This is a genomic window from Rheinheimera tilapiae (assembly GCF_042432165.1).
GTDB classification, from domain to species: Bacteria; Pseudomonadota; Gammaproteobacteria; order Enterobacterales; family Alteromonadaceae; genus Pararheinheimera; species Pararheinheimera tilapiae.
In genome coordinates this window covers 713406-734534 of record NZ_JBHLXP010000001.1, presented here as the reverse complement: position 1 = coordinate 734534, position 21129 = coordinate 713406, and the positions used below count along the sequence as shown (strand labels likewise).

General features: G+C 55.5%; 13 protein-coding genes. 2 read left to right on the top strand and 11 right to left on the bottom strand.

Annotation, left to right across the window (positions count from 1 at the left end; translation table 11 throughout):
* The 6 genes from ACFFJP_RS03070 to ACFFJP_RS03045 all read right to left on the bottom strand — a co-directional run.
* The coding region (locus ACFFJP_RS03070) for a trypsin-like serine protease (RefSeq protein WP_377240401.1) at positions 1–436 on the bottom strand (436 nt) is incomplete at its 3' end.
* A gap of 85 nt (positions 437–521) precedes the next feature.
* Positions 522–1313: a DUF6445 family protein gene (locus ACFFJP_RS03065; RefSeq protein WP_377240398.1), complete on the bottom strand. Its 792-nt coding sequence runs from the start codon at positions 1311–1313 to the stop codon at positions 522–524.
* Complete coding sequence (locus tag ACFFJP_RS03060; RefSeq protein ID WP_377240395.1) at positions 1313–2815, bottom strand: tryptophan halogenase family protein; 1503 nt, start codon at positions 2813–2815, stop codon at positions 1313–1315. The genes ACFFJP_RS03065 and ACFFJP_RS03060 overlap by 1 nt, the downstream gene beginning before the upstream one ends.
* A 24-nt stretch (positions 2816–2839) precedes the next feature.
* Complete coding sequence (locus ACFFJP_RS03055; RefSeq protein ID WP_377240392.1) at positions 2840–3946, bottom strand: cupin-like domain-containing protein; 1107 nt, start codon at positions 3944–3946, stop codon at positions 2840–2842.
* Positions 3947–3969: 23 nt separating this feature from the next.
* A complete protein-coding gene (locus ACFFJP_RS03050) occupies positions 3970–4764 on the bottom strand; it encodes a SapC family protein (RefSeq protein ID WP_377240389.1) in 795 nt (264 codons plus the stop codon).
* Positions 4765–4884: 120 nt separating this feature from the next.
* Positions 4885–7968: a TonB-dependent receptor gene (locus ACFFJP_RS03045; RefSeq protein WP_377240386.1), complete on the bottom strand. Its 3084-nt coding sequence runs from the start codon at positions 7966–7968 to the stop codon at positions 4885–4887.
* A 737-nt stretch (positions 7969–8705) separates the two neighbouring features.
* Between ACFFJP_RS03045 and ACFFJP_RS03040 the strand changes: the two genes are divergently transcribed.
* Together ACFFJP_RS03040 and ACFFJP_RS03035 are read left to right on the top strand one after the other, a co-directional pair.
* Positions 8706–11411, top strand: coding sequence for a family 16 glycosylhydrolase (locus ACFFJP_RS03040; protein WP_377240383.1), 2706 nt, complete (start codon positions 8706–8708; stop codon positions 11409–11411).
* Between the two features lie 124 nt (positions 11412–11535).
* Complete coding sequence (locus ACFFJP_RS03035) at positions 11536–14490, top strand: TonB-dependent receptor (RefSeq protein WP_377240380.1); 2955 nt, start codon at positions 11536–11538, stop codon at positions 14488–14490.
* 82 nt (positions 14491–14572) lie between these two features.
* Here ACFFJP_RS03035 and ACFFJP_RS03030 read toward each other — a convergent pair whose 3' ends face one another.
* The 5 genes from ACFFJP_RS03030 to ACFFJP_RS03010 form a co-directional block, all read right to left on the bottom strand.
* Positions 14573–14890, bottom strand: coding sequence for a BON domain-containing protein (locus ACFFJP_RS03030; protein ID WP_377240377.1), 318 nt, complete (start codon positions 14888–14890; stop codon positions 14573–14575).
* A gap of 112 nt (positions 14891–15002) precedes the next feature.
* Positions 15003–15704, bottom strand: a complete 702-nt coding sequence (locus tag ACFFJP_RS03025) for an ABC transporter ATP-binding protein (RefSeq protein ID WP_377240374.1) — start codon at positions 15702–15704, stop codon at positions 15003–15005.
* Positions 15697–16968 carry an FtsX-like permease family protein gene (locus ACFFJP_RS03020; RefSeq protein WP_377240371.1) on the bottom strand — a complete coding sequence of 424 codons (1272 nt, stop codon included), beginning with the start codon at positions 16966–16968 and terminating at the stop codon, positions 15697–15699. The genes ACFFJP_RS03025 and ACFFJP_RS03020 overlap by 8 nt, the downstream gene beginning before the upstream one ends.
* Positions 16965–18335: an efflux RND transporter periplasmic adaptor subunit gene (locus ACFFJP_RS03015; RefSeq protein WP_377240368.1), complete on the bottom strand. Its 1371-nt coding sequence runs from the start codon at positions 18333–18335 to the stop codon at positions 16965–16967. The genes ACFFJP_RS03020 and ACFFJP_RS03015 overlap by 4 nt, the downstream gene beginning before the upstream one ends.
* A complete protein-coding gene (locus ACFFJP_RS03010) occupies positions 18332–21079 on the bottom strand; it encodes a cation-translocating P-type ATPase (RefSeq protein WP_377240365.1) in 2748 nt (915 codons plus the stop codon). The genes ACFFJP_RS03015 and ACFFJP_RS03010 overlap by 4 nt, the downstream gene beginning before the upstream one ends.
* Between the last annotated feature and the right edge of the window lie 50 nt (positions 21080–21129).

Sequence of the window (21129 nt, the reverse complement as noted above, 5' to 3'; positions counted from 1 at the left end):
CGCCGGTACCGCCTGCACCGATAAACCACAAGTCCCGCCCCGCTTCGTCGCTATCCGTATACAATTGGACTGGAGCAATATCAGAGACTGCGGTCGCAAGCTCAACCAGGGCTATATCATGGCTGACACCGGGTTGATGCTCAGGATGCACATACAAACGCCGGACCGGATATAAAGCAGCGCCGAGCCGGATCAGACTGCCGGGTTGTAGGCAAAAAGTCGTATGGGCCGCTGTCAGCACCCAGCGTGGTGCGATCAAACTGCCATGCGCGCCATCGACATAAAAAGTGGCCAGTGCCGGATAATCGGCAACAGTGGCCAGATAATGCTTATCCACGACATCATGGCGGATCACGATCGCCTCTGCCGGCATAGTTATCAGCAGTATCAGCCAAAAACCAAAGCCTGAAAAACTGCCTGTCATGCGCTGTAACATACTTGCCCCTATTGATTACACCTGTAATTCTTTATAAATTACAAATGTAATCTTAGCAAGATGTTTTTAAATAACGCTTTGTCTGTCAGTCACTACCACAGTCAATAAAACTGGAAATGGTCAGCCGGCCCAGTCTTGGGTCTGGCGACAATAGCGTGTCTGGTGTGACGATGCCGCTATGCAGCAGGTGGCGTGGGTAGAAGATGATGCGGTTGTACACACCGTGGGCAGCGCCGATTTGTTCGAATAACGCCGTGCTGCCCTGAATATAACCGGCATTGGCTTTGGGCAAATTGGGGCCGTCATTTTCACTTTCTAACGCGCGGTAATAGGCCAGTTCCCGCTCAGGAGAGATGCATTCAAAACCGGTTTTACGGTGCCGGTAAAAAGCGGTACCGCTGGCACTGTTTGGCGTTGTCCCCTTGGAGTGAAACAGATAATGCACCGCGGCTAACGCATGCGGCGTGGTGGTATCAAAATGCGGAATGCGTTGCAGCAGTTTCAGTTGCGCTGCTGGTGTGGTGATCAGGGAAAAGTGACAGACTGACAAGCTCAATGTGCGGGCTGGCAGCTGAAAAAAATTAATCAGCGTCTGCTGTAAAGTGCCGAGCAATAGCTGACGATAAGCGGCGGGCGCTTCGGCGCGTACACCCGGGTAATACGGCGAATTCGCGACAAATTCAGCGCGGCATGCCGCATCGACCAGCTGCTGTGGTTCTGCTACAAACTGATCGGCGATCAGCACGGGCGTGCGCTCCGCACCAAAGCGCAAGGCACTGAGCTGCAGCGCCGGATGCAGCTGCAAAGCTGATGCCTGAACAGACTGATCCTTACAAGACTGAGCGCCAAAAGACCCTGTGTTCAAAGGCTGCGCCATCACTGCAAACCCGATGCGCAATAATGTGCAATAAATTCACGATGTGACGGCAGGCGTTCAACAGCACGGCCAATCGTGTCGCGGATTTGTTGCAGATGGCGGCTTAAATCCTGTGGCGGGATCTGCTGCACCAGCTGATGATAACTCTGCGGTTTTAAGCGCTGCCCGAGCAGTACATGAGTCCATGATTCCAGCCGGAACATCTCGTCGCCGGTTTGAAAAGCCAGGGCGCTGTCACGGAATAATTCGATGCGCTGCGCCAGACTGTCTGGCACTGTCATCGTGCGGCAATAGTCCCAGAACGGGCTGTCGCGCCGTTCGGTCTGATGATAATGCAGGATAATAAAGTCGCGGATCTTCTCCAGCTCGCGTACCGACTGCTGGTTATACTCCGCCGCCAGCGCCGGCGTGACACCGGCAAAAGGAAACAGCCGCAGCAAACGGATCACGCTGTTCATAAACAGATAAATACTGGTCGATTCCAGCGGCTCAATAAAACCACTCGACAGCCCCATCGCCACGCAGTTGTTCAGCCAGACCTGTTTGCGTCGGCCGGTTTGATAGCTGATCACCCGCGGTTCCATCAAGGCCGGGGTTTCGAGACCATCGAGCAGGCGTTGCCGCGCCGCTTCGTCTGATAAGAAATCAGCGGCATACACCAAACCATTGCCAACCCGGTGCTGCAGCGGGATCTTCCACTGCCAGCCGGCGTCGTGCGCCATCGCGCGGGTATAAGGCGGCAAGGTCGCAGCGCTTTGTGTTTGCACCACCACGGCTTTATTGCACGGCAGCCAGTGATCCCAGCGTTCAAAGCCAGCATGCAGCGTTTGTTCAATCAGCAGCGCGCGAAAACCGGTGCAATCGATAAATAAATCGCCACTGACTTCCTGACCATCGTCCAGCACCAAACTACGGATATCGCCATTGGTATGCTGCGTCACCGTGTTGATTTTGCCTTCGATGCGCACACAACCGAGTTTTTCACTGAACTGGCGCAAAAACCGGGCATAACGGCCGGCGTCCAGATGATAGGCATAACTGAGCAGCGGTGCTTCGCCCTGCCCCTGCGGTTTGGCGAACTTATGCGCGCGGGCGGCCTGCAACTCAACACAATAGTCGCCAAATGGCGCATCGATGCCCTGGGTCAACCCATGCAGATAATAGTGCTGGAAATCGGCGAGAAAACTGCCTTTGCCGGTGGTGCCAAAAGGGTGAATATAGCGATCACCAACCTGCCCCCAGTTTTCAAAAGAAATCCCCAGTTTAAAAGTGGCATCGGTCGCCCGCATAAACTCTTGTTCATCAATACCGAGCAGGTTGTGAAACAAGGTCACCGGCGGGATCGTCGATTCGCCAACACCCACGGTGCCAATTTCCTCAGACTCGACCAGGACCACGTCGACCAGCCCCTGCAACCGTTTCGACAACGCCGCTGCGGCGACCCAACCGGCAGTGCCGCCACCGGCGATCACCACTTTTTTTACTGCACCTGAACTGGACATCTGCACTCCATTAAAAACCGGTATTCAGCGATTTAATCTGTTGATCAGCATGGCGCGTAATTGTCGCGCCATGCCTTCATCTAAGTCTGCCAGCACGCCACGCGCTGCTGCCGGCAAATGCGCGCCAGCCTGCTGCGGGTCGTCAAACACATAATAATTTAATAGTGCCTGCCAGCCGCGCCGCTCGTGCTCGGGTTTGTCGCGCAGGCACAACAGCGCGTGGTACAGCAGATTCATGCCCGAGCCGGTATAACGCGGCGCACTGCTCCACCAATGGTTAATCAGGATATTAAAAGGACCCGGCGCTTCGACCTGATGCCACCACATTGATGGCAAATACAAGGCGTCACCTGGCGCTAAATCGGCGATTTGGCCAGCGGCCAGCGCTTTGGGGAAATTCGGGTATAAGGTCAGATCCGGTGCAGCAAAATCCACCATGCTGATGGCTTGGCCGCCCGGCGTTGGCTCCAGCGGGCCCGGATACAGGTTCGCCACCTGATCCGGCGGAAACAAGGTAAAACGCCGCATGCCGCGCACGCAGCAAGCCAGATTGTCCGACGCATCATAATGACAGGCCGCCAGGCTTTGGTTGCCAAGCCAGATGCTCACGCGATCTGGCGAGACCCGATCTGGCTCAGTCGCAAATGCAGCTTCGGCTTTGGGGATTTGTACACTGTGGCTGTCCTGCAAACCGGGGAAATGGCTTTGCAGCAGATTGGACGCGATATAAACCGAAGGCGCGGCGGCCGGATCCGGCAACTGCAGCGCATCGAGCAGCTGGGTCAACACGGCATCGACCTGACCGAGCCGGGTGTCGTAATTCAGTGCAGTACGGCTTTCATTGTAAAAATAACGGCCGCGCTGCCCGGCGGCGCCCTGATAGATCTGAGTCGGCCGGCCATTATAAAAACCAAGCAGATAGTCCGCGCAGGCTTTGGCACTGTCTAAAGCTGTGTCTGCTTCCTGCAGGCTCAGCTGTGTCAGTGGCCAGTGCCGCACCAGCCCGCGCAGGATCAATGGCGCTTTGGCTGCGGCTATCACTTCGGCAAAATCAGCCGGAAGCTGACCAGCGCTGCACTGCACTTCTGCCGTCCGCTGCTGAACTCCGCTCTCGACAAACAACTCGGCCATCCACTTTTCCTTCTGCTGCCGGCTCAGAGTTGCTGCTGACGCAGCCGCTGATTTTTCCGGTCTACCAACTGCTGAATATTCGACAAGGAACTTAACTGCGCATACAGCAGTGGCAAAAAGCCGGACTGATTGAGCCGTTGCAGATCATCACCACTCAGCGCTGCAAGCCGTGCGCTGCTGATACTGTAATTGCCAGTCAGCCGGTGTTTCTCGCCGTTTTCCAGCGAAAATTCAATATTCAGTGGTTCGATTAAATCTAGCTGTTCCAGTGCCTGAAATAACACCGGCGCTAACGCCAGGCTTTGCTGAATTTGCTGCAGGCGGCCGGAGATATATTGCAGATAAGGACTGGCGCCGCCTTGCGGTAAAAACAATGGCAGTCCGGCAGCAGCGCGCGTCACTTTCGGATGCTCAACATCAATATGTACCACGGCATCACGCGGATCGGGTTGCTGCTGTTCGGCCGCCAGCATGCTGCCCGGACGCTGAAAACCAATTAAAAATGGGCCTTTTTCGGCAGCCAGCGGAATATAGCGCGCATCCCAGCCATTGGCGGTTGAATGCGGGGTTGGCGTCGTGGTTAAAAACAGATTTTCATCGGCGGCAAATCCAAGCAGCACCACCGCTTGCCAGCGTGGCTGTTGCGCTGGCGGATCAGCGACCGCACGCAGTAAAATCGGATAGTTTTTTTGCAGTTCAGTCCATTCCAGCGCAAAAGCCGGTAAGACAGCGACCGCATCACCAAAGTTGCCGGCGAACTGATGCAGCACGCGCAAGTCCTGATGGTCGATATTATTCAGTAACATATGTCTGGTCATCAGCAAATCCCGGTCAGACAACAAAAACAACAACAGCCAGCCGGCGCATCACTGCACGCAGACCAGCTGTTGTCTGACTTCCGCAGTCCCGATTTACACCGGGACACACGGGTTTTAGTCTCAGAACTCGTAACGCATACCAACCTGATAACGCGCATCCAGATCAGTCAGATACCACAACATGGATTCGTTACGGGCATGCGAACGGCTGTTCTCGCCGGTCAGGTTCAGACCTTCCACAAACACCGTCATTTTGTCGTTAACATCGTAACTGAGGTTGACGTCAAGCTGCCAGTAGTCCTCTTCAAAGCGTGGGTTGTTGGAACCGCCTTTGTTGACTTCTGCGAGGTATTTGTCACGCCAGTTCCACGCCACCCGGGCCTGCCAGCCATCTTTTTCGTAGATACCAATCAAGTTGGCGGTATCGCTGAGGCCGATCAGGGCAAACTGCGATTCCGCCGGATTGGCATTCACGTCAAAGCCAACGTCGCCACGCACAATGGTGTAGTTCGCCTGCACACCAAAACCGGTTTCACCAAAGAAGTGCTGCACCGCCAGCTCGCTACCGTAGATCTTGGCAGATCTGTTGTTGTCCGGTGTGTTGGTACGGAACGTCATTTCCGGATCATCACCAGTGGCAACTAAATCAAAGCCAGGGTTGTTGGCAAGGAAATCAATCTGCGCTTGCGTTGCAGTAAACTGCGGGTTCGGGCCGTATTTCGCAATCATATCCGGATGAGTACGGAACTGGGTGAACACCATCATCGCGTACAGATAAGTATCATCCTGTGGCAAACCGGCTGCGCGCAGCGCCTGAATCGCTGACAATGCGCGTGGACCTGCCGTCACATCACGAATGCCCAGCAATTTCTGGTCAACCTGTTTACTACCGATAAAGTTCACCACGTCTTTCTGGAACACACCGGCCGACACATAACTGGCATCGTTGTAATACCATTCCAGCGACAAGTCGTAGTTCGATGATTCCAGTGGTAATAATGCCGGGTTCGACGCATTCGCGGTCGGCTGCGCGCCAAACAGCGTAGAGCCGCCGCCACCACCGAAGTTCGATGCCGACACGCCGAGGCTGCCTAAACCAGCCCGCGCAATGGTTTTGCTAAACGAGAACCGGCTGATTAAGTCGTCATCCAGGTGCAGCGTTAAGTCGAAACTCGGCAACAGGTGGTCATAGTCATTTTCAGCACTGAATGGCGCTGCCGGCTTGCTGCCGTCGACATAAGATATGATGTCGTTGTTATCTTCCCAGCGGAAATACACTGAGTTCACCAGCGAGCTGGACTCAGACTCGGTTTTTTCGTAACGCAGACCGGTTAACACATCAAACGGCATCTTGCCGAGTTCGCCATTCATCGACAGCTGGAAATATGCTGCCATGGTGTCTTCTTTGACGATGTTGTCAGACGATAAGGATTTTTCTGCCGATGTTGGGATCTTCGGATACAACTTCAGCGCGGCATCATATAAAGCCATTGGGTTAGCGATAAAGCCATAACCACCGGATCTTGGGCTGTAATCTTTAAATTCACCCGGTAAATCAAACGGCTGAATTAAAGCGCCGAATTCCCCCGGATTACCAACGTTCCAGTTACCAAGCGCAATATTGTTACCTGCCGTCTGGATAGAACGCGATTCCATAGCACGGGTTTCTACACCAAAATCAAAACGACCGCCTTCAAGCTCATAAAGGAAATCGAGTTTAACCTGCTGAATATCGCTTTCCTGACTGGCGTTACGAATACGCGCAATCGAAGAGCCGACGTCACCGGCATCGACCATGCCATTGGCATTGGCGCCTTTACCCGGTACTTTGTCGTTGTAGACGTTTTGGTAGGTCGGCAGATCAGCGCCCCAGAACCATTCGCGCGACGTCACAATTGGCGCACCTAAACCAACCGCCAATTCACCAGAGCCACGTGGACCTGTGCCGCGGCTATACATGTTCGAGTCGTGCGCATCGAGCACAATAGTCAACTCGTCGTTGTATTCGTAAGCAAGATTAACGCCTAAGGATTTCAGTGTGTTGGTCTGCTCGCGCCACTGTTGCTCGTAACCTTCGTCGACCGCACCTGAGTATTCTTCTTTGATGTAACTTGGGGTTTTCACCAGATTGTTATCAAATTCAACAATCTTGGTGTTGCTGCCGGTTTGCACCCAGTTGGTAATTTCACCGCGGTGTTCAACCAGGTTGTTTTCGGCGTAGGTATAGTCGCCGGTCATGCTCAGTTTGTCAGACGGTTTGAACTGTAACGTCAGCTGGCCATTGTCACGCTTGCGCTGTGAATCAGAAAAAGCATAACGGATATCGTTCGGGCGCGCGTAAAGCTGGCCTTGGGCCGGTGCATTTTTCACTGTCGTTGCGGTGTTGTTCCACAGCCGGTTTAAATCGGCCACGTCATCCCAATAATCGACCTGCCAGTCGTTGACGGTGGCGCCGGTATAACCAGAATCCCGTTCCTGATGGCTGGCAGTGATGCTGACGCCAAATTTACCGTCGTCGGACGCTTGGCTGAAAATACCAGAAATTTCCGGCGTGATGTCGTCGCCAGCGCGGTTAGTGGTGTCATGCGCCGCTTTCACGCCAATGCTGGCGATGTCGTCTTTGCGCTCCAGTGGCCGTGAGGTTTTCACGTTGACTGTGGCGCCAATACCGCCGGTGGCAATGTTGGCTTTACTGGTTTTGTACACTTCAACGCCGCTGATACTTTCTGACGCCAGGTTCGAGAAGTCAAAAGCACGGGCACTACCGCCACGTGTTGTACCGTCAGCGCCGGAACCGGCGCCATAAGTAGTGGCTGACGGCATAGTACGGCCGTTCAGCGTCACCATGTTGTTGTCGCCACCGAAACCACGCACTGTTACTTCCGCACCTTCACCGTTGGTGCGGCTGATTGATACGCCGGTAATACGCTGCAGTGACTCAGCCAGGTTGGTGTCCGGGAATTTGCCGATGTCTTCGGCCGAGATGGCGTCGACGACGCCCATCGATTCGCGTTTGATGGCAGTGGCTTGTTGCAGACTGCCACGCATACCCCGCACCTGGATCACTTCGATGTCGCTGGTTTCAGCTTTTTTGTCGGTCGCCGGTGCTTGCTGGGCATAAAGCGGCAGGGCCGCAGTTCCGGTCAGCAGCAGCGAAATCGCTCTGGCTAACGCGGTTCTGGTAAATGGTTTTTTGTTGTGCATCTATCCGTTCCCTATTGATTTGTTGTGAGTCAGTCAACTCAAACCGTTTCTGCAGCTCATGTGGATACGACTGTACTTATTAGGGCGTGTTGACGTTTGGTGTTTGTTTTTGCAGCAGTTTGGCAGCTTTTTATGCAAGGCAGTGCGAGAGCCGTGTAGTTACTCTACACAAACGAGCACTAACGCAGCAGAAAGAGCTGCCAAACGCTGCCCTGCGGGTTCGTTTGGTGGCGTTTTGGGCTTTGTCACTCGTTGCTCACATAGAATCACTATGCCACGCGCCTCGTTTCGCGCCCAAAACGCCACCAATTCGAACAAAAATCAACCATCAATCGTCAACACGCCCTAGCTTCTGCTGCCGGTTCGGGGTGTGGGGTTGCAGTATCTTTTACCTGTACTTCTTAATCAGACGGATCTGTCCCACCCAAAACATTCTAGAGAGGAAGCTCCTCGAAAGTGTTTGCCAAAATGCGTTACCTTTTTGCTTTTTTTGTTTTATTCAGCCACCGGTGGCAGATGAGTTTATAGCAAAATGTGCTGGTTTTTGCGACGAAACTGACCACAGTTGGTTGACGGCAATGCATTTCAGCAATAGCCTCTTGTAAGCGCTTTCAGAAAGCGCTTACAGTAAATTGCACGCAACACAAAAAGATAAATACAAACTGAGGCGTGGCTGGTTGGTTGTTATTCAGCCGCCGAACCACATCAGCAGTTCACCAGTTAACAGGACAAGCACAATGACCAAACGACACCCGCGAATGACGCCGGCGCGCACGTTGACACTGACAGGCGGCCTGTCCGGCGCCCGGCTCAGTAAAACGCTGTTTTGCTCGGCACTGCTTAGCAGCACGCTGCTGACCGGCTGCGGCGGCGACACCGCCACCCAGACTGATCTCAGCAAAACCGATACCAGCAAACCAGCCACCGGCTGGAATTTAGTCTGGAGCGACGAATTCGACGGCCAAAGTATCGATAGCAATAAATGGAACTTTGAAGTGAACTGCGCCGGCGGCGGCAATAACGAAAAACAATGTTATACCGCCGACAAAGCCAACGCCTTTACCAGCGGCGGCATGCTGAATATTGTCGCCAAACCGGCGGCAACAGGTGCTGAAAAACCTTATACCTCGGCCCGTATCACCACGAAGAAAAAAGCTGATTTTAAATATGGTCGCTTTGAGATGCGCGCCAAACTGCCATCAGGTCAAGGCGCCTGGCCAGCATTCTGGATGATGCCAACCGATTCTGTGTATGGCGATTGGCCACGTTCCGGCGAAATTGACATCATGGAAGCGGTGAACCTGAAGGTCAAAGACGCCAAAGGCAACGTCGAATCCAATGTGCACGGTACGCTGCATTACGGTAAACCCTGGCCAAATAACAGCAGCTCCGGCAAAAACTACACGCTGCCCGGCGGTAAAAATCCGGCCGATGACTTCCATACTTATGCAGTGGAATGGCAACAGGGCGAGATCCGCTGGTATGTCGACGACTACCTCTATGCAACACAACGTCAGTCCGAAGTGCGGCTGAACAGTAAAGATCAGGCGGTAGGCTTAAAACACCGCGGCTGGTTTACTGAATATTTTGACCAGACCAGCGGCAAGCTGAATACCTATTGGACCAGCGCGCCTTTTGATCAGAAGTTTTTCCTGATCCTGAACTTCGCGGTCGGAGGCAACTGGCCGGAAAACGTTAATAACAAAGGCATCGACGCGGCAGCTTTTACCAACGGACAAAGCTTTGTGGTTGATTATGTCCGCGCCTATCAATGCGCCGCCAACCCAGACACCGGTAAAGGCTGTGAAACGGTACGGCCAGGTTATGACAAAACCAGCGACGCCTTAGTCGAAGGCAAAGCACCAATTCCGGTTCCACCATCAGATGGTGTGGCCCGCAATCTGGCTATTTTTGACAATGCCGAAAATCCAAGCTGGCCAGGTTGGGATTGTTGCGGTGGCAGCAAACCAACAGTGGTCAACGACAACCAACGTGGTGGCGTGATGGAATTCCGCGTCGGTGGTGCGCCAACGGTCAACGGCTTTATCAGTCGTGCGGAATTTATCAAAGATCCAGCCGGTACCCCGTCACCGTTTGATGCCTCTCCGCTAGCCAATACCGGTAGCTTGAGTTTCGCGATGAAAGCCGTGTCGCTGCCGAATAACGCCGCAGCGGTGTGGAAACTGAAAGTAGAAAGTAACAACGCCGCCAGTGCGGTAGAAATGGACTTAACGGCGAGTAATGAAGGCAAAGCGCCGGCCGCCGGTGTCTGGCAAACCTACACCTTCCCGTTAAAAAAACTGGCCGATGCCGGCCTGGATTTATCCGCGATTGATGTGGTGATGATTTTCCCGGCATGGGGAACTGGCGAAGGCGCCGTGTATCAGGTTGACGATGTGAAAATCGCCGGACCAGGCAGCGCGGCCCCGTCATTAACTCTGTTTAAGGACAGTCAGAATCTGGACTGGCCAATGTGGGATTGTTGTGCCGGAAGCAAACCAACTGAACAGCTGGACGACGCCGCGCATGGCATGACCGCAGAATTTACTATCGGCGGTGCACCCACAGTGATGGGCTTTATTACCCGTCCAAGCAATAACGGCGGCAATAAACCCTTTGATGCCTCGGCCATTCTGGCAAAAGGCGTGGTGAAGTTTGACCTCAAAGTGGTGACTGCGCCAAATGACCCGGCGTCCGTCTGGAAATTTAAAGTCGAAGCTAACAACGCCGCGAGCGCTGTGGAGTTGAATCTGACCGACAGCGTGGAAGGCAAAGCGCCTGTTACCGGTCAATGGCAAACCTACACGTTTAAGCTCAGCGATTTAGCCGCGAAAGGTTTAGATGTTAGCGCGATCGACGTCGTGATGATCTTCCCAGCCTGGGGCACTGGCAATGGCGCAGTGTACCGCGTCGACAACGCCAGCATTGGCGAGCCGGCTGTACCGAGCAATAGCGGTCTGACGCTGTTTGCCGACGCTGCGGCTGCGAACTGGTCACTGTGGGATTGTTGTGGTGGCAGTAAACCAACGGTTGAAGATGACGATGCTGCACATGGCAAAACCGCGCAATACAAAATCGGTGGCGCCCCAACAGTCATGGGCATTTTTGCCGCAGATGGCACTTATTTTGACGCCAGCAACATTCTCGCCACCGCGATGGTGAAATTTGAGATGAAAGTCGTCACACCACCGAGTGACAGCAGCGCCGACTGGCTGTTCAAGATTGAAGCCAAAGATGCTGCCAGTGCCGTTCAGCTGAAACTGAGCGAAAGCCTTGAAGGCAAAGCGCCGGTAGTTGGCCAGTGGCAAACCTACAGCTATCGCTTAAAAGATTTGGCTGACAAAGGCCTCGACGTCAGTGCTATCGATATCGTGATGGTATTCCCGGCCTGGGGCCAGGGTAACGGTGCTGTCTACCGGCTTGATAATGTGCAAATCAAATAAGCGTGTAGATTAAATAAGTTTATAGATCAAACAGTTGAACAAAAAACATCTGATCATAAAACAAATCACCACCACCCGGCCAGCTGTCGTGTCGCCGCCGGATGCAGTGAATACAGGATTGCGTATGAACAAAACAATGTTTAGTAAAACCAAGCTCGCCAGCGCCATATTGCTGACGCTCGGCGCTGGCTTGCCGGCCTATGCTGCACAGCAGCAAGCGGCCACCAGCACGGCAGAAGAAAAAGTAGAAGTGATTGAAATCAAAGGTATTCGTGGCAGTTTAATCCGCTCGATGGATATCAAACGCGAAGCCAACGGTGTGGTCGATGCCATTTCCGCTGAAGAGATGGGTAAATTCCCGGATACCAACCTCGCGGAATCTCTGCAGCGTATCACCGGGGTGTCGGTCAGCCGCGCCAACGGTGAAGGCAGCCAGATCACGGTGCGTGGTTTTGGCCCGGATTTTAACCTGGTGACACTGAATGGCCGGCAAATGCCGGGCACCGGCTACACCCGCTCTTACAATCTGGAAAACTTATCCTCCGAAGGCGTCAGTGCGCTGGAAGTCTATAAAACCGCCCGCGCCTCCAACCCAAGCGGTGGCTTAGGCGCGACGGTTAATATCATCACCAGCCGGCCATTGCAAAAGCCTGGGCTGCACGCCTCGGCCACGGCCAAAGGCATCTACGACAGCTCGAATGAAATCGGCGATGACGTGACGCCGGAACTGGCGACAGTACTGAGCTCGACGCTGTTTGACGACAAAGTCGGTCTGGCGTTGTCTTTGTCACATCAGGAACGTGATTTCCAGAAGCAACAGGCCAACGTCCAAGGCTGGCAAGCCAACGTGGCGCTGCCAACGTTAGCTGCGGATAAAGTCAAAGACGCCCGCCCGGTAGGCGCGGACGGCAAACCAACCGGCAATTATTATTTTGCCAAAGACATGAACTACAGCATCGAAGATGTGCAGCGTGAGCGCAGTAACGGCCAACTGACGTTACAGGTGCGGCCAATTGACGCCTTCACCGCAACCATCGATTACACCGCATCGCGCGCCATCACCGGCAGCCAGAGCATCGGCTGGGGCATCTGGAACGAGTTTGGTGGCAATATCAATGGCTATGAATTAGACGCCAACGGTACCGCACTGTATGCCGATATCAGCGGCAACGACGGCTCTTTCACTGCCAGCAAAGGCACCACTGAAGTCAAAGCGGCATCGGTTGGCGTCAATTTTGACTGGCAGGTGTATGACGCGTTGCAACTGACGCTGGATTACCATGATTCAGACAATAAAGCCGACAATGGCGCCGACAAAGGTCTCGGCAGCCAAGGCCAGGTGATTTTGGGTTCAGACCAGCTGCTGCGTAAAGTCTATGACTACCGCAACGGCGAGATCCCACAAGCGCTGGTGTACTGGAAAAACGGCACCACCACGCTGAATCCAGGTGAAATGGATTCCAACTTCAGCCAGTTTATCCATTCGCCGGGTAAAGCTGAAATTCAGCAATATCAGCTCGATGGTAAATGGGACAACGACTTCTTCAGCTTCCCGCTGACCGATGTCGGCTTTGGTATTGCGCGCACTGACCAAACCATGGGCGGCCAACAGGGCTGGAGTGGTCTGCGTGGCGGTCCGGGCTTTAACCCGGCCTATCCGCAGATATTCCCGGATGCCATGTTTATCCGTCATAGCACCGCGAACTTCCTCGACCAGTTCGCCGGCGGTGGGAATAACCTGCAGCCAAACTACTACTACAGCTATGACTTTGATGAAGCGGTCGCCCGTCAACTGGCGTTCCTGACCAAAGGTGTAATGGGCGCAGACGAATATTCAATTGACCCGTACATTGACGGCATCGACAGCGAAAGTTATGTCAATGAAGTCACCGATAGCGTCTATGTCCAAGGCCGCTTTGATTTCAGCGTCAAAGACATCCCACTGCAACTGAATGTGGGCCTGCGCTACGAAGAGACCACGGTCGACAGCACAGTGCGTCAGCGCGTCGAAACCCAGGTGAACTGGGAAAGCCCGTCGGAATGGATCACGCAATACCAGCAAGGCGGTACCGCTAACTTCCTGGCACAGGAAGGTAAACACGACGTGTTACTGCCGATGTTTGACCTTAAAGCGGAACTACGCGATGACCTGATCGGCCGTTTCTCTTACGGCAAGAGCATCACCAGGGCACCGCTGGGTTTCCTCGCCGGTGGCCGCAGCTTAAGCGGCAGTCCGAAACCAGATGCACGCAGTGGTAGTCAGGGCAATACCAATCTGTTGCCGTTTGAATCGACCAACCTCGATCTGAGTCTGGAATACTATTACGCTGAAGGCAGTTATGCCGCCGTCGGTTATTTCCGTAAAGACGTGGATAACTTTATCCAGACAACGATCACCCAAACCACCATCGAAGGTCTGCGCGACATCCTGAACGGCCCGCGCTACAAAAAAGCGGTGGCAGACCTCGCGGCCCGTGGCGAACAAGCCACCAGCAGCGCGATCTATGCGCAAATGCTGGCGAATGGTAATGGCAATGCACAGGGCAAAATTGAACCTGCCGCAGACGACCCGCTGATGGTGTGGCAAATCAGTCAACCGGCCAATACCGACAGTAAAGCAGTCGACGGGTTTGAAGTGGCATTCCAGCATCTGCTTGGCGAAACCGGTTTTGGCCTTGGCGCCAACGCGACGTTTGTGCAAGGTGATGTCGAATTTGACGTGATGAGCCTGAGCCAGCAAGCGCCGCTGACTGGATTGAGTGACTCAGCCAACATGCAGCTGTTTTATGAAAAAGACGGCCTGTCAGTCAAAGTCACTTACGCCTGGCGGGATTCGTACCTGATTGGCGTTGGTCAGGCGCAGGGTTCCAGCGATGCACCACCGCAGTTTGCGGAAACCTTCGGCCAGTGGGATTTAAGCGTCAACTACGACATCCTGCCAGAGCTGACCGTGTTCCTCGAGGGCATTAACCTGAACAACGAAACCGAACGGGGTTATGGCCGCTTCGAAGAGCAGTTCCTGTTTGCCCGCCAATACGGCCCACGTGTCGCGCTGGGTGTGCGTTACCGCCTGGAATGATCAGGTATTTACTAAGCAAAAACGCGGCAGATGCCGCGTTTTTTTTATCAGCAACTGCCGCTGGCCTTTTCAGTCAGCGCACTTATTCCGGTTTGATGGTCAACTCGTTGTGCACGGTATGCACCCCGGAGGCCCCTTTCGCCAGGGTCACCGCAGTATCCATCTGACTCTGAGTCTCAACCACACCAACCAAGCGGACATCACCATTGGTGGTCAAAATATCAATATTCAGATTTTTCAGTGCCGGGTCATTCATCAGCGCCATTTTTACCTGCGTGGTCACGTCCAGATCGACCACTTCGGTTTTGGGCGGCGGTGTTGGCGCTGGATCGCAACCGGCAACGAGCACTGAAGTGATTAACAGCAGACCGGCAAATTTGTATGAGCAATAAAGTTTCATTGGACTGTCCTTGCTTTGAGGTCGGCAGGTCATCACCTGCCCTGCCCAGACTAGCGTCTGCAAATGCAAAGCTCGGTGCGCTGGCACGCCAGGCGACGCTGTTAACCGTCGTTTAGCCGACAATCAGCCCATCCACCACGTTGATGGTGCGGTCGCACCGGCTGGCGAGTGCCTCGTTATGCGTGACAAACAACACCGCCATGCCGGCATTGCGGCTGATGTCACGTAACAGTGCAAACACCGCATCGGCACTGACCGTATCGAGGTTGCCAGTCGGCTCATCAGCCAATAACAACGCCGGTTGCATCGCAAGCGCCCGGGCTAAAGCCACCCGCTGCTGCTGGCCGCCCGATAATTGGGTGGCAGGTTGTGCCAGATAAGCATGCAACCCGACCTGATCCAACAGATCCGTGGCGCGCTGCACCATCTGCTGATTGACGGAGCCGGCGTCAGCCAGCATGGGCATCAACACATTTTCCAGTGCGGTAAAAGCGCTGAGCAAATGATGATACTGAAAGACAAAGCCAATCCGATGGCCACGCAATTGGGTCAACGCCCGGTCTGCCAAGCCTTGCGTCAGTTGACCGCAAATGGTGACAGTGCCGGCCGTAGGCCGGTCCAGCAGCCCGACAATATTCAGCAAGGTACTTTTACCAGAGCCTGACGGCCCGACGACGGCACAAAATTCGCCGGCGTGCAGTGTCAAATCGATACCATGCAGCACTTCGACCGCATTTGGCAGGTCAGCATTAAAGGTTTTACGCACGCCTTGCAGTTGCAGCACCAGCGCGGGCACATCGCCGGATTCAGCCACGAATAGCCACCACCGGGTCTAACCGGGCGGCCCGCAGTGCCGGGATAAATGCCGACACTAAACCCGTCAGCATCGACAGACCTAAGGCACTGATAAATAACACCGGATCGAAACTCAGCGGAAATAATGGCGTGCCATCGGCATTGCGTTGCAGTTGCTGCCACAGCAATAGACCGAGCGCGCCCAGCACGGCGCCAAGAACAGCACCGCCCAGCCCCAATACACCGCCCTGCAATAAAAACAGCCGCAGGATCTGGCCACGACTGATCCCCATTGCCCGCAGGATCCCAATCTCCCGCGACTTTTGTACCACCGAAACCACCAACACACTGGCGATGCCAAGTGCGACCGACAAAGCGACAAATAAACGGATCACCGTATTGGAACTCTGTTGGGCGCCGACCGCGACAAAAAACTGCGCGTTGGTGGCGATCCAGCTTTGTGCGTCGGTGCCGGTCGCGGCGCGGATCCGCAGCGCGATGGTTTCGGCGGCATAAATGTCCTGCACCGTCACATCCAGCACTGACACGCCGCCGACCAGACCGAGCAGACTCTGCGCAGTGCGCAGTGCAACAAAGGTCGTTCGGGCATTGGCGCCTTTATTGCCAAGATCAAAGATGCCGGTCACTCGCAGGATAGTGGCGCCGCCGGATGCGGCCGTCACATGTAACTGATCGCCGGTGCTGACCCCCAGATCGGTCGCAAGCTCGGAGCCAATTAACATGTCAGCGCCGGTCAGGCGTAAATTGCCGCGGATGATTTTGTCCGCCAGCGGCACTATCTGAAAATACAGCTCGGGTTTGATGCCAATGATTGAGATAGCCCGGCTGGTGTCGCCGCGCAGGATCAAACCGGCTCCGGTTGCCGCCGGCGACACCACCAGTACTTCCGGCATCCGGCCGATCTGCTGCGCAATGCTTTGCCACTGATCAATACTTTTCAGCCGTTGCAGTGGCGCCTGCACTATCGCGTCATACAACACAGTCGCCGCTGGACCGGCGTTTTTACCTTGCTGCGGCCGCACCACTTCTTTGGCCGGCAATAACTGAATATGCGCCTGCCCGGTCAGTACACGCTGCATAAAATTGGCCTGAACGCCCACCAGCAACGCCGACATAAACACGATGACCGCTACGCCGAGCGCGATGCCACTGATAATAAATGCGGTTTGAATACGGCCTTCGCGTAAAAAACGTAACGCCACAATCCATTCAAAGGGTTGCCAGGACGGCAAGGTATAAGCGACCGATCTGCTCTCTGTCATTTGCTGACACCTGCCACAGCTGGCAGTTGCCGGATGCGCTGGCCTGGCTGAATTTGGCCGTTACTGACCGGCACCAGCCAGTCTCCCGGCTGCAACCCGCTCAGCACTTCAGACCAGCCTTGACTGCGTAGGCCCAGCTGCAGATCCTGCCGCCGCACCCGCCAGCCATCCAGCAACAATACCCAAGGTGCGTGCGGATCGTTGTCATGCACGGCGCCAGCCGGTACCAACACCGCCTGCAGCCGCGATGCCACCACTATATCCACCGACACCGTCATGTCCTGGCGTAAATACGCCGGTGGCGTCGCGACCGCCAGTTTGACTTCAACCACGCCACGGCCGGCATCAATACCGGGATTGATGTAGGTCAGGGTCGCCGGAAAAGATTGGTCCGTATAGGCATCTGCCGAGACCAGCGCCAGCTGACCGAGTTGCAGTAAATGCAGGTTTTTCTCTTCAATTTGCACCACCAGTTGGGTGCTGGTCGAAGGCGCCAGCTGCATCAGCACCAGTCCCGGCTGCACCACACTGCCGGGTTCCACCTGCCTTGAGATCAGCACTCCGGCGACCGGCGCGGTCAGCCTGGTGTAAGCCAACCGCGCCAGCGCCAATTGCAGACTGGCCTGCGCCTGTTGCAACGTCACGGCCGCCAGTTCGGCTTGACTGCCCTGTGCGCCGGTACTGAGCAACTGCTGGCGAAAGCTGCTGACTTTACTGCGCGTCACTTGTTCCGCGCGTAGCGCTTCGTCGAGCACCGACTGACTGATCATTCTGTCTGCTTTTAATTCTTGCTGACGTTGCAAGATCCGCAGCGCTGCACGTTGATTCGCCTCTGCCTCCTGCAAAGCCAGCGCCGCCACCGGCGCCTGAACTTCCTGTAATTGGCGTAACTGCGCCCGGGCCAGCGCCACGCTGGCTTGGGCTTGTGTCACCACAGCCTGTAATTCGCTGGCGTCTAGCTCAATCAGGATGGTATCTACGTCGACCTGTTGCCCTTCATCAACCGGCACCCGCGCCACAGTCCCAGTGATTTGCGCACCGACACTGACCCGGTGCGGTGATTCCACCCGGCCACTGGCAACCACCGACTGGACAAAATCCTGTTGCACCACCTGCAGCAACGCCACTTCCGGCCCGCGTAATAAACGCGGCCCCAGCCAGACGATGGCGCCGATCAGCACTGCGATCAGCAGCACGCCGCGGCCGTATTGCTGGATCAACAGGCGCCAGCGCGCTGGCTGGCCATCGGCCGTGTCAATCTCCGCGTCAACCGCCGGGACAGACGCCGCGATAGCCGCCGTTGCAGCAGGAGCAGCAGCGCTGGGCGATTCCGCTGTTGCCGATGCAGGGGCTGTTGGTTTGGTCATACGACGGGCTTGGCCGGCGCCACAGCACTGGTCCGGCGCAGCAATTCAAGCCACAGCAGCATCAGCACAATACCAACCGCAGCTACCATAAAATCCGCCCCAGCAGGCGCCATAGTCCCCATCACGGCACCCAGTGGCCGCAACCACATCAGCAGACCCAGCAGCAGAATCATGATCAGCGCCAGCCGCATCACCCAGCGATTCTGGCTGAACAGCCCCGACAAAGCCGGACGCGCACGATCACGATTGGCCAGGATCAGCAGAAACACACTCAGTAATAACATCAGCACAATCAGACTGCTGCTGCGCACACCGGCGCCGTGCCGGGCCAATAACCAGCCGTACATGCAGAGTAAAATCACCGCAATGCCAGCGCCCTGCAATAAGCCCTGCCCCAGTTGGTGCAAACTAAAAGGCGAGGTGTGGAGATCGCGGGGTGGCCGTTGCATCAGGTCGGTGGCGCCGGGTTCGGCTTCAAAAATGATCGAACAGGCCGGATTAATGATCAGTTCCAGTAATACGATATGCACCGGCAATAAAAACGCCGGCCAATGCAGCAATGCCGGCACCAGTGCCAGCGCAATAATCGGCATGTGCACAGCAAAGGTAAATTGGGTTGCTTTACCGATGTTGTCATAAATACGCCGGCCTCGCCGGATGGCGCTGACAATGCGGCTAAAACTGTCATCGAGTAACACCAACGCAGCCGCTTCCCGTGCCACGTCGGTACCACGTTGCCCCATGGCTATGCCAATATCGGCCGCTTTTAACGCCGGCGCGTCATTGACACCATCACCGGTCATCGCCACCACTTCGCCTTGCTGTTGCAACAGCGTGACCAACCGCAACTTGTCGCTCGGTTGCAGCCGGGCACAGATATCAGTTTTATGCAGCCGCGCGCTTAATGCCGTGTCATCCAGCGCCGCAAGGTCGACACCGGTCAGCACTTCAGGACGCTCGGACAAGCCGATTTGAGCGGCGATCGCCCGCGCCGTGTCGGCATGGTCGCCGGTCAGCATCAACAGGCGGATCCCGGCCTGACGACACTCCGCAATCGCAGCCGGCACTTCGGGCCTTGGCGGATCGGCCAACGCAACCAGACCACAGAAACTGAAATCAAACTGATGCTGGCTGTCAGGCCAGCCGCTGTCACGACCGTTCGCCTGTTGCCACAGACCACGCGCCACGCCCAATACACGCCAGCCGCGCTGGGCCATGGCGTGGACCTGCGTTTGGATCTGGCCACACTGTGCCGGCGTTAAATGGCACAGGTCGGCAATCGCCTCCGGGGCCCCTTTCGCCGCCAGCACATATTGGCGCGGAGTATTGCCGGCAAAGACTTTGGTCATCGCGAGGATATCGGCACTCAGCGGATACTCCCGTTCGGGTTGGCGGCCATCCCGCACATGTTCAGTGCCGGCTAACCAACGGTCACTGAATTGCTGAATGGCTTGTTCCATCGGATCAAAAGGATCGCCCGGCGTCGCCAGCATGGCGAACTCGGTCAGGCTGTGAAAGGCCTCTGGCAAGGACTTAGCGTCTGCCGGACTGAACTGCTCAGCACTGTCTTGCCCCGTTGGGATCGCCAGCGCCGCAACCTGCATCTGATTCAATGTCAGTGTGCCGGTTTTATCGACCGCCAATACCGACACTGCCCCGAGCGATTCCACTGCTGCGACACGGCGCGTCAACACTTTTTGCTGCGCCAGACGCCAGGCGCCCATCGCTAAAAAAACCGTCAGGATCACCGGGATCTCTTCCGGCAAAATCGCCATCGCCAGCGCAATACCTGACAGCAAACTGGGCAACAGTGGCTGCTGGTCCCAGCCCCAAGCCAGCAGCACCTGGCAGAGGGCGATCAGCAACGCCAATACGCCAAGCCGGCGCACTAACTGGCCGGACGCGGTTTGTAGCGCCGATGGCTGAATTTGACTCTTCGCCAAATCTTTGCCGATCTGACCCACGGCAGTCGCCCCCGCCGTCGCATGCACCACGGCTTGTCCCAGCCCGCTGACGACTACAGTACTGGCAAATAATGTACTGACATCGGCAGCAACATCAGCAGCCGCCCCGGCAACAGCTGCAGCCGGGACGCTGGCATCCTGGTGTTGTTGCCGGGTCATTTTCTGTACCGGCATTGCTTCACCGGTTAACAGCGATTCATTGACGGCGAGTTGTCCCGATAACAGCGTGGCGTCGGCGGCGATCCGATCGCCTTCCCGCAGAATGATGATATCGCCGCACACCAGATCGCGGGCAGCAATGCGTAACGTTTGCTGATCCCGGATCACCAGCGCCCGCGGCGCCGACAAATCACGCAACGACTCCAGCGTACGCTGCGTTTTGTGTTGCTCCAACCAGGTCAGAGCTATCACCAGCACGACAAAGCCAAGCAGTAATAGCGCTTCGGTGCGATCGCCAAGCGCGAAATAGATTGAGCCGGCGGCCAGCAACATCAGAAACATCGGCTCAGTCAGCACCTGACGCAACAACAGCAAATTCGATGTGGGTGCATTGCCGGGCAGCTCATTCGGGCCATCGGCTGCCAGTTTTAATGCGGCTGCTGTAGCAGACAGACCTGCCACCGGACTGCTTGCATCCCTGTTTAAAGCTGGCGGTTCAACCAGCTGTTTTTGTGCACTATGCATTGCCAACACCCCGCTGTAACAGCGCTGGTCAGCGTTGTTTGTTGCAACGATAACAGTCTGCATCAAGCGGATATGTGCGTTGACACGCCTATCCATCCGGCCAGCCTGAGAAAAACCGCCGCAACAGCGAGATAGACCGAATAAGG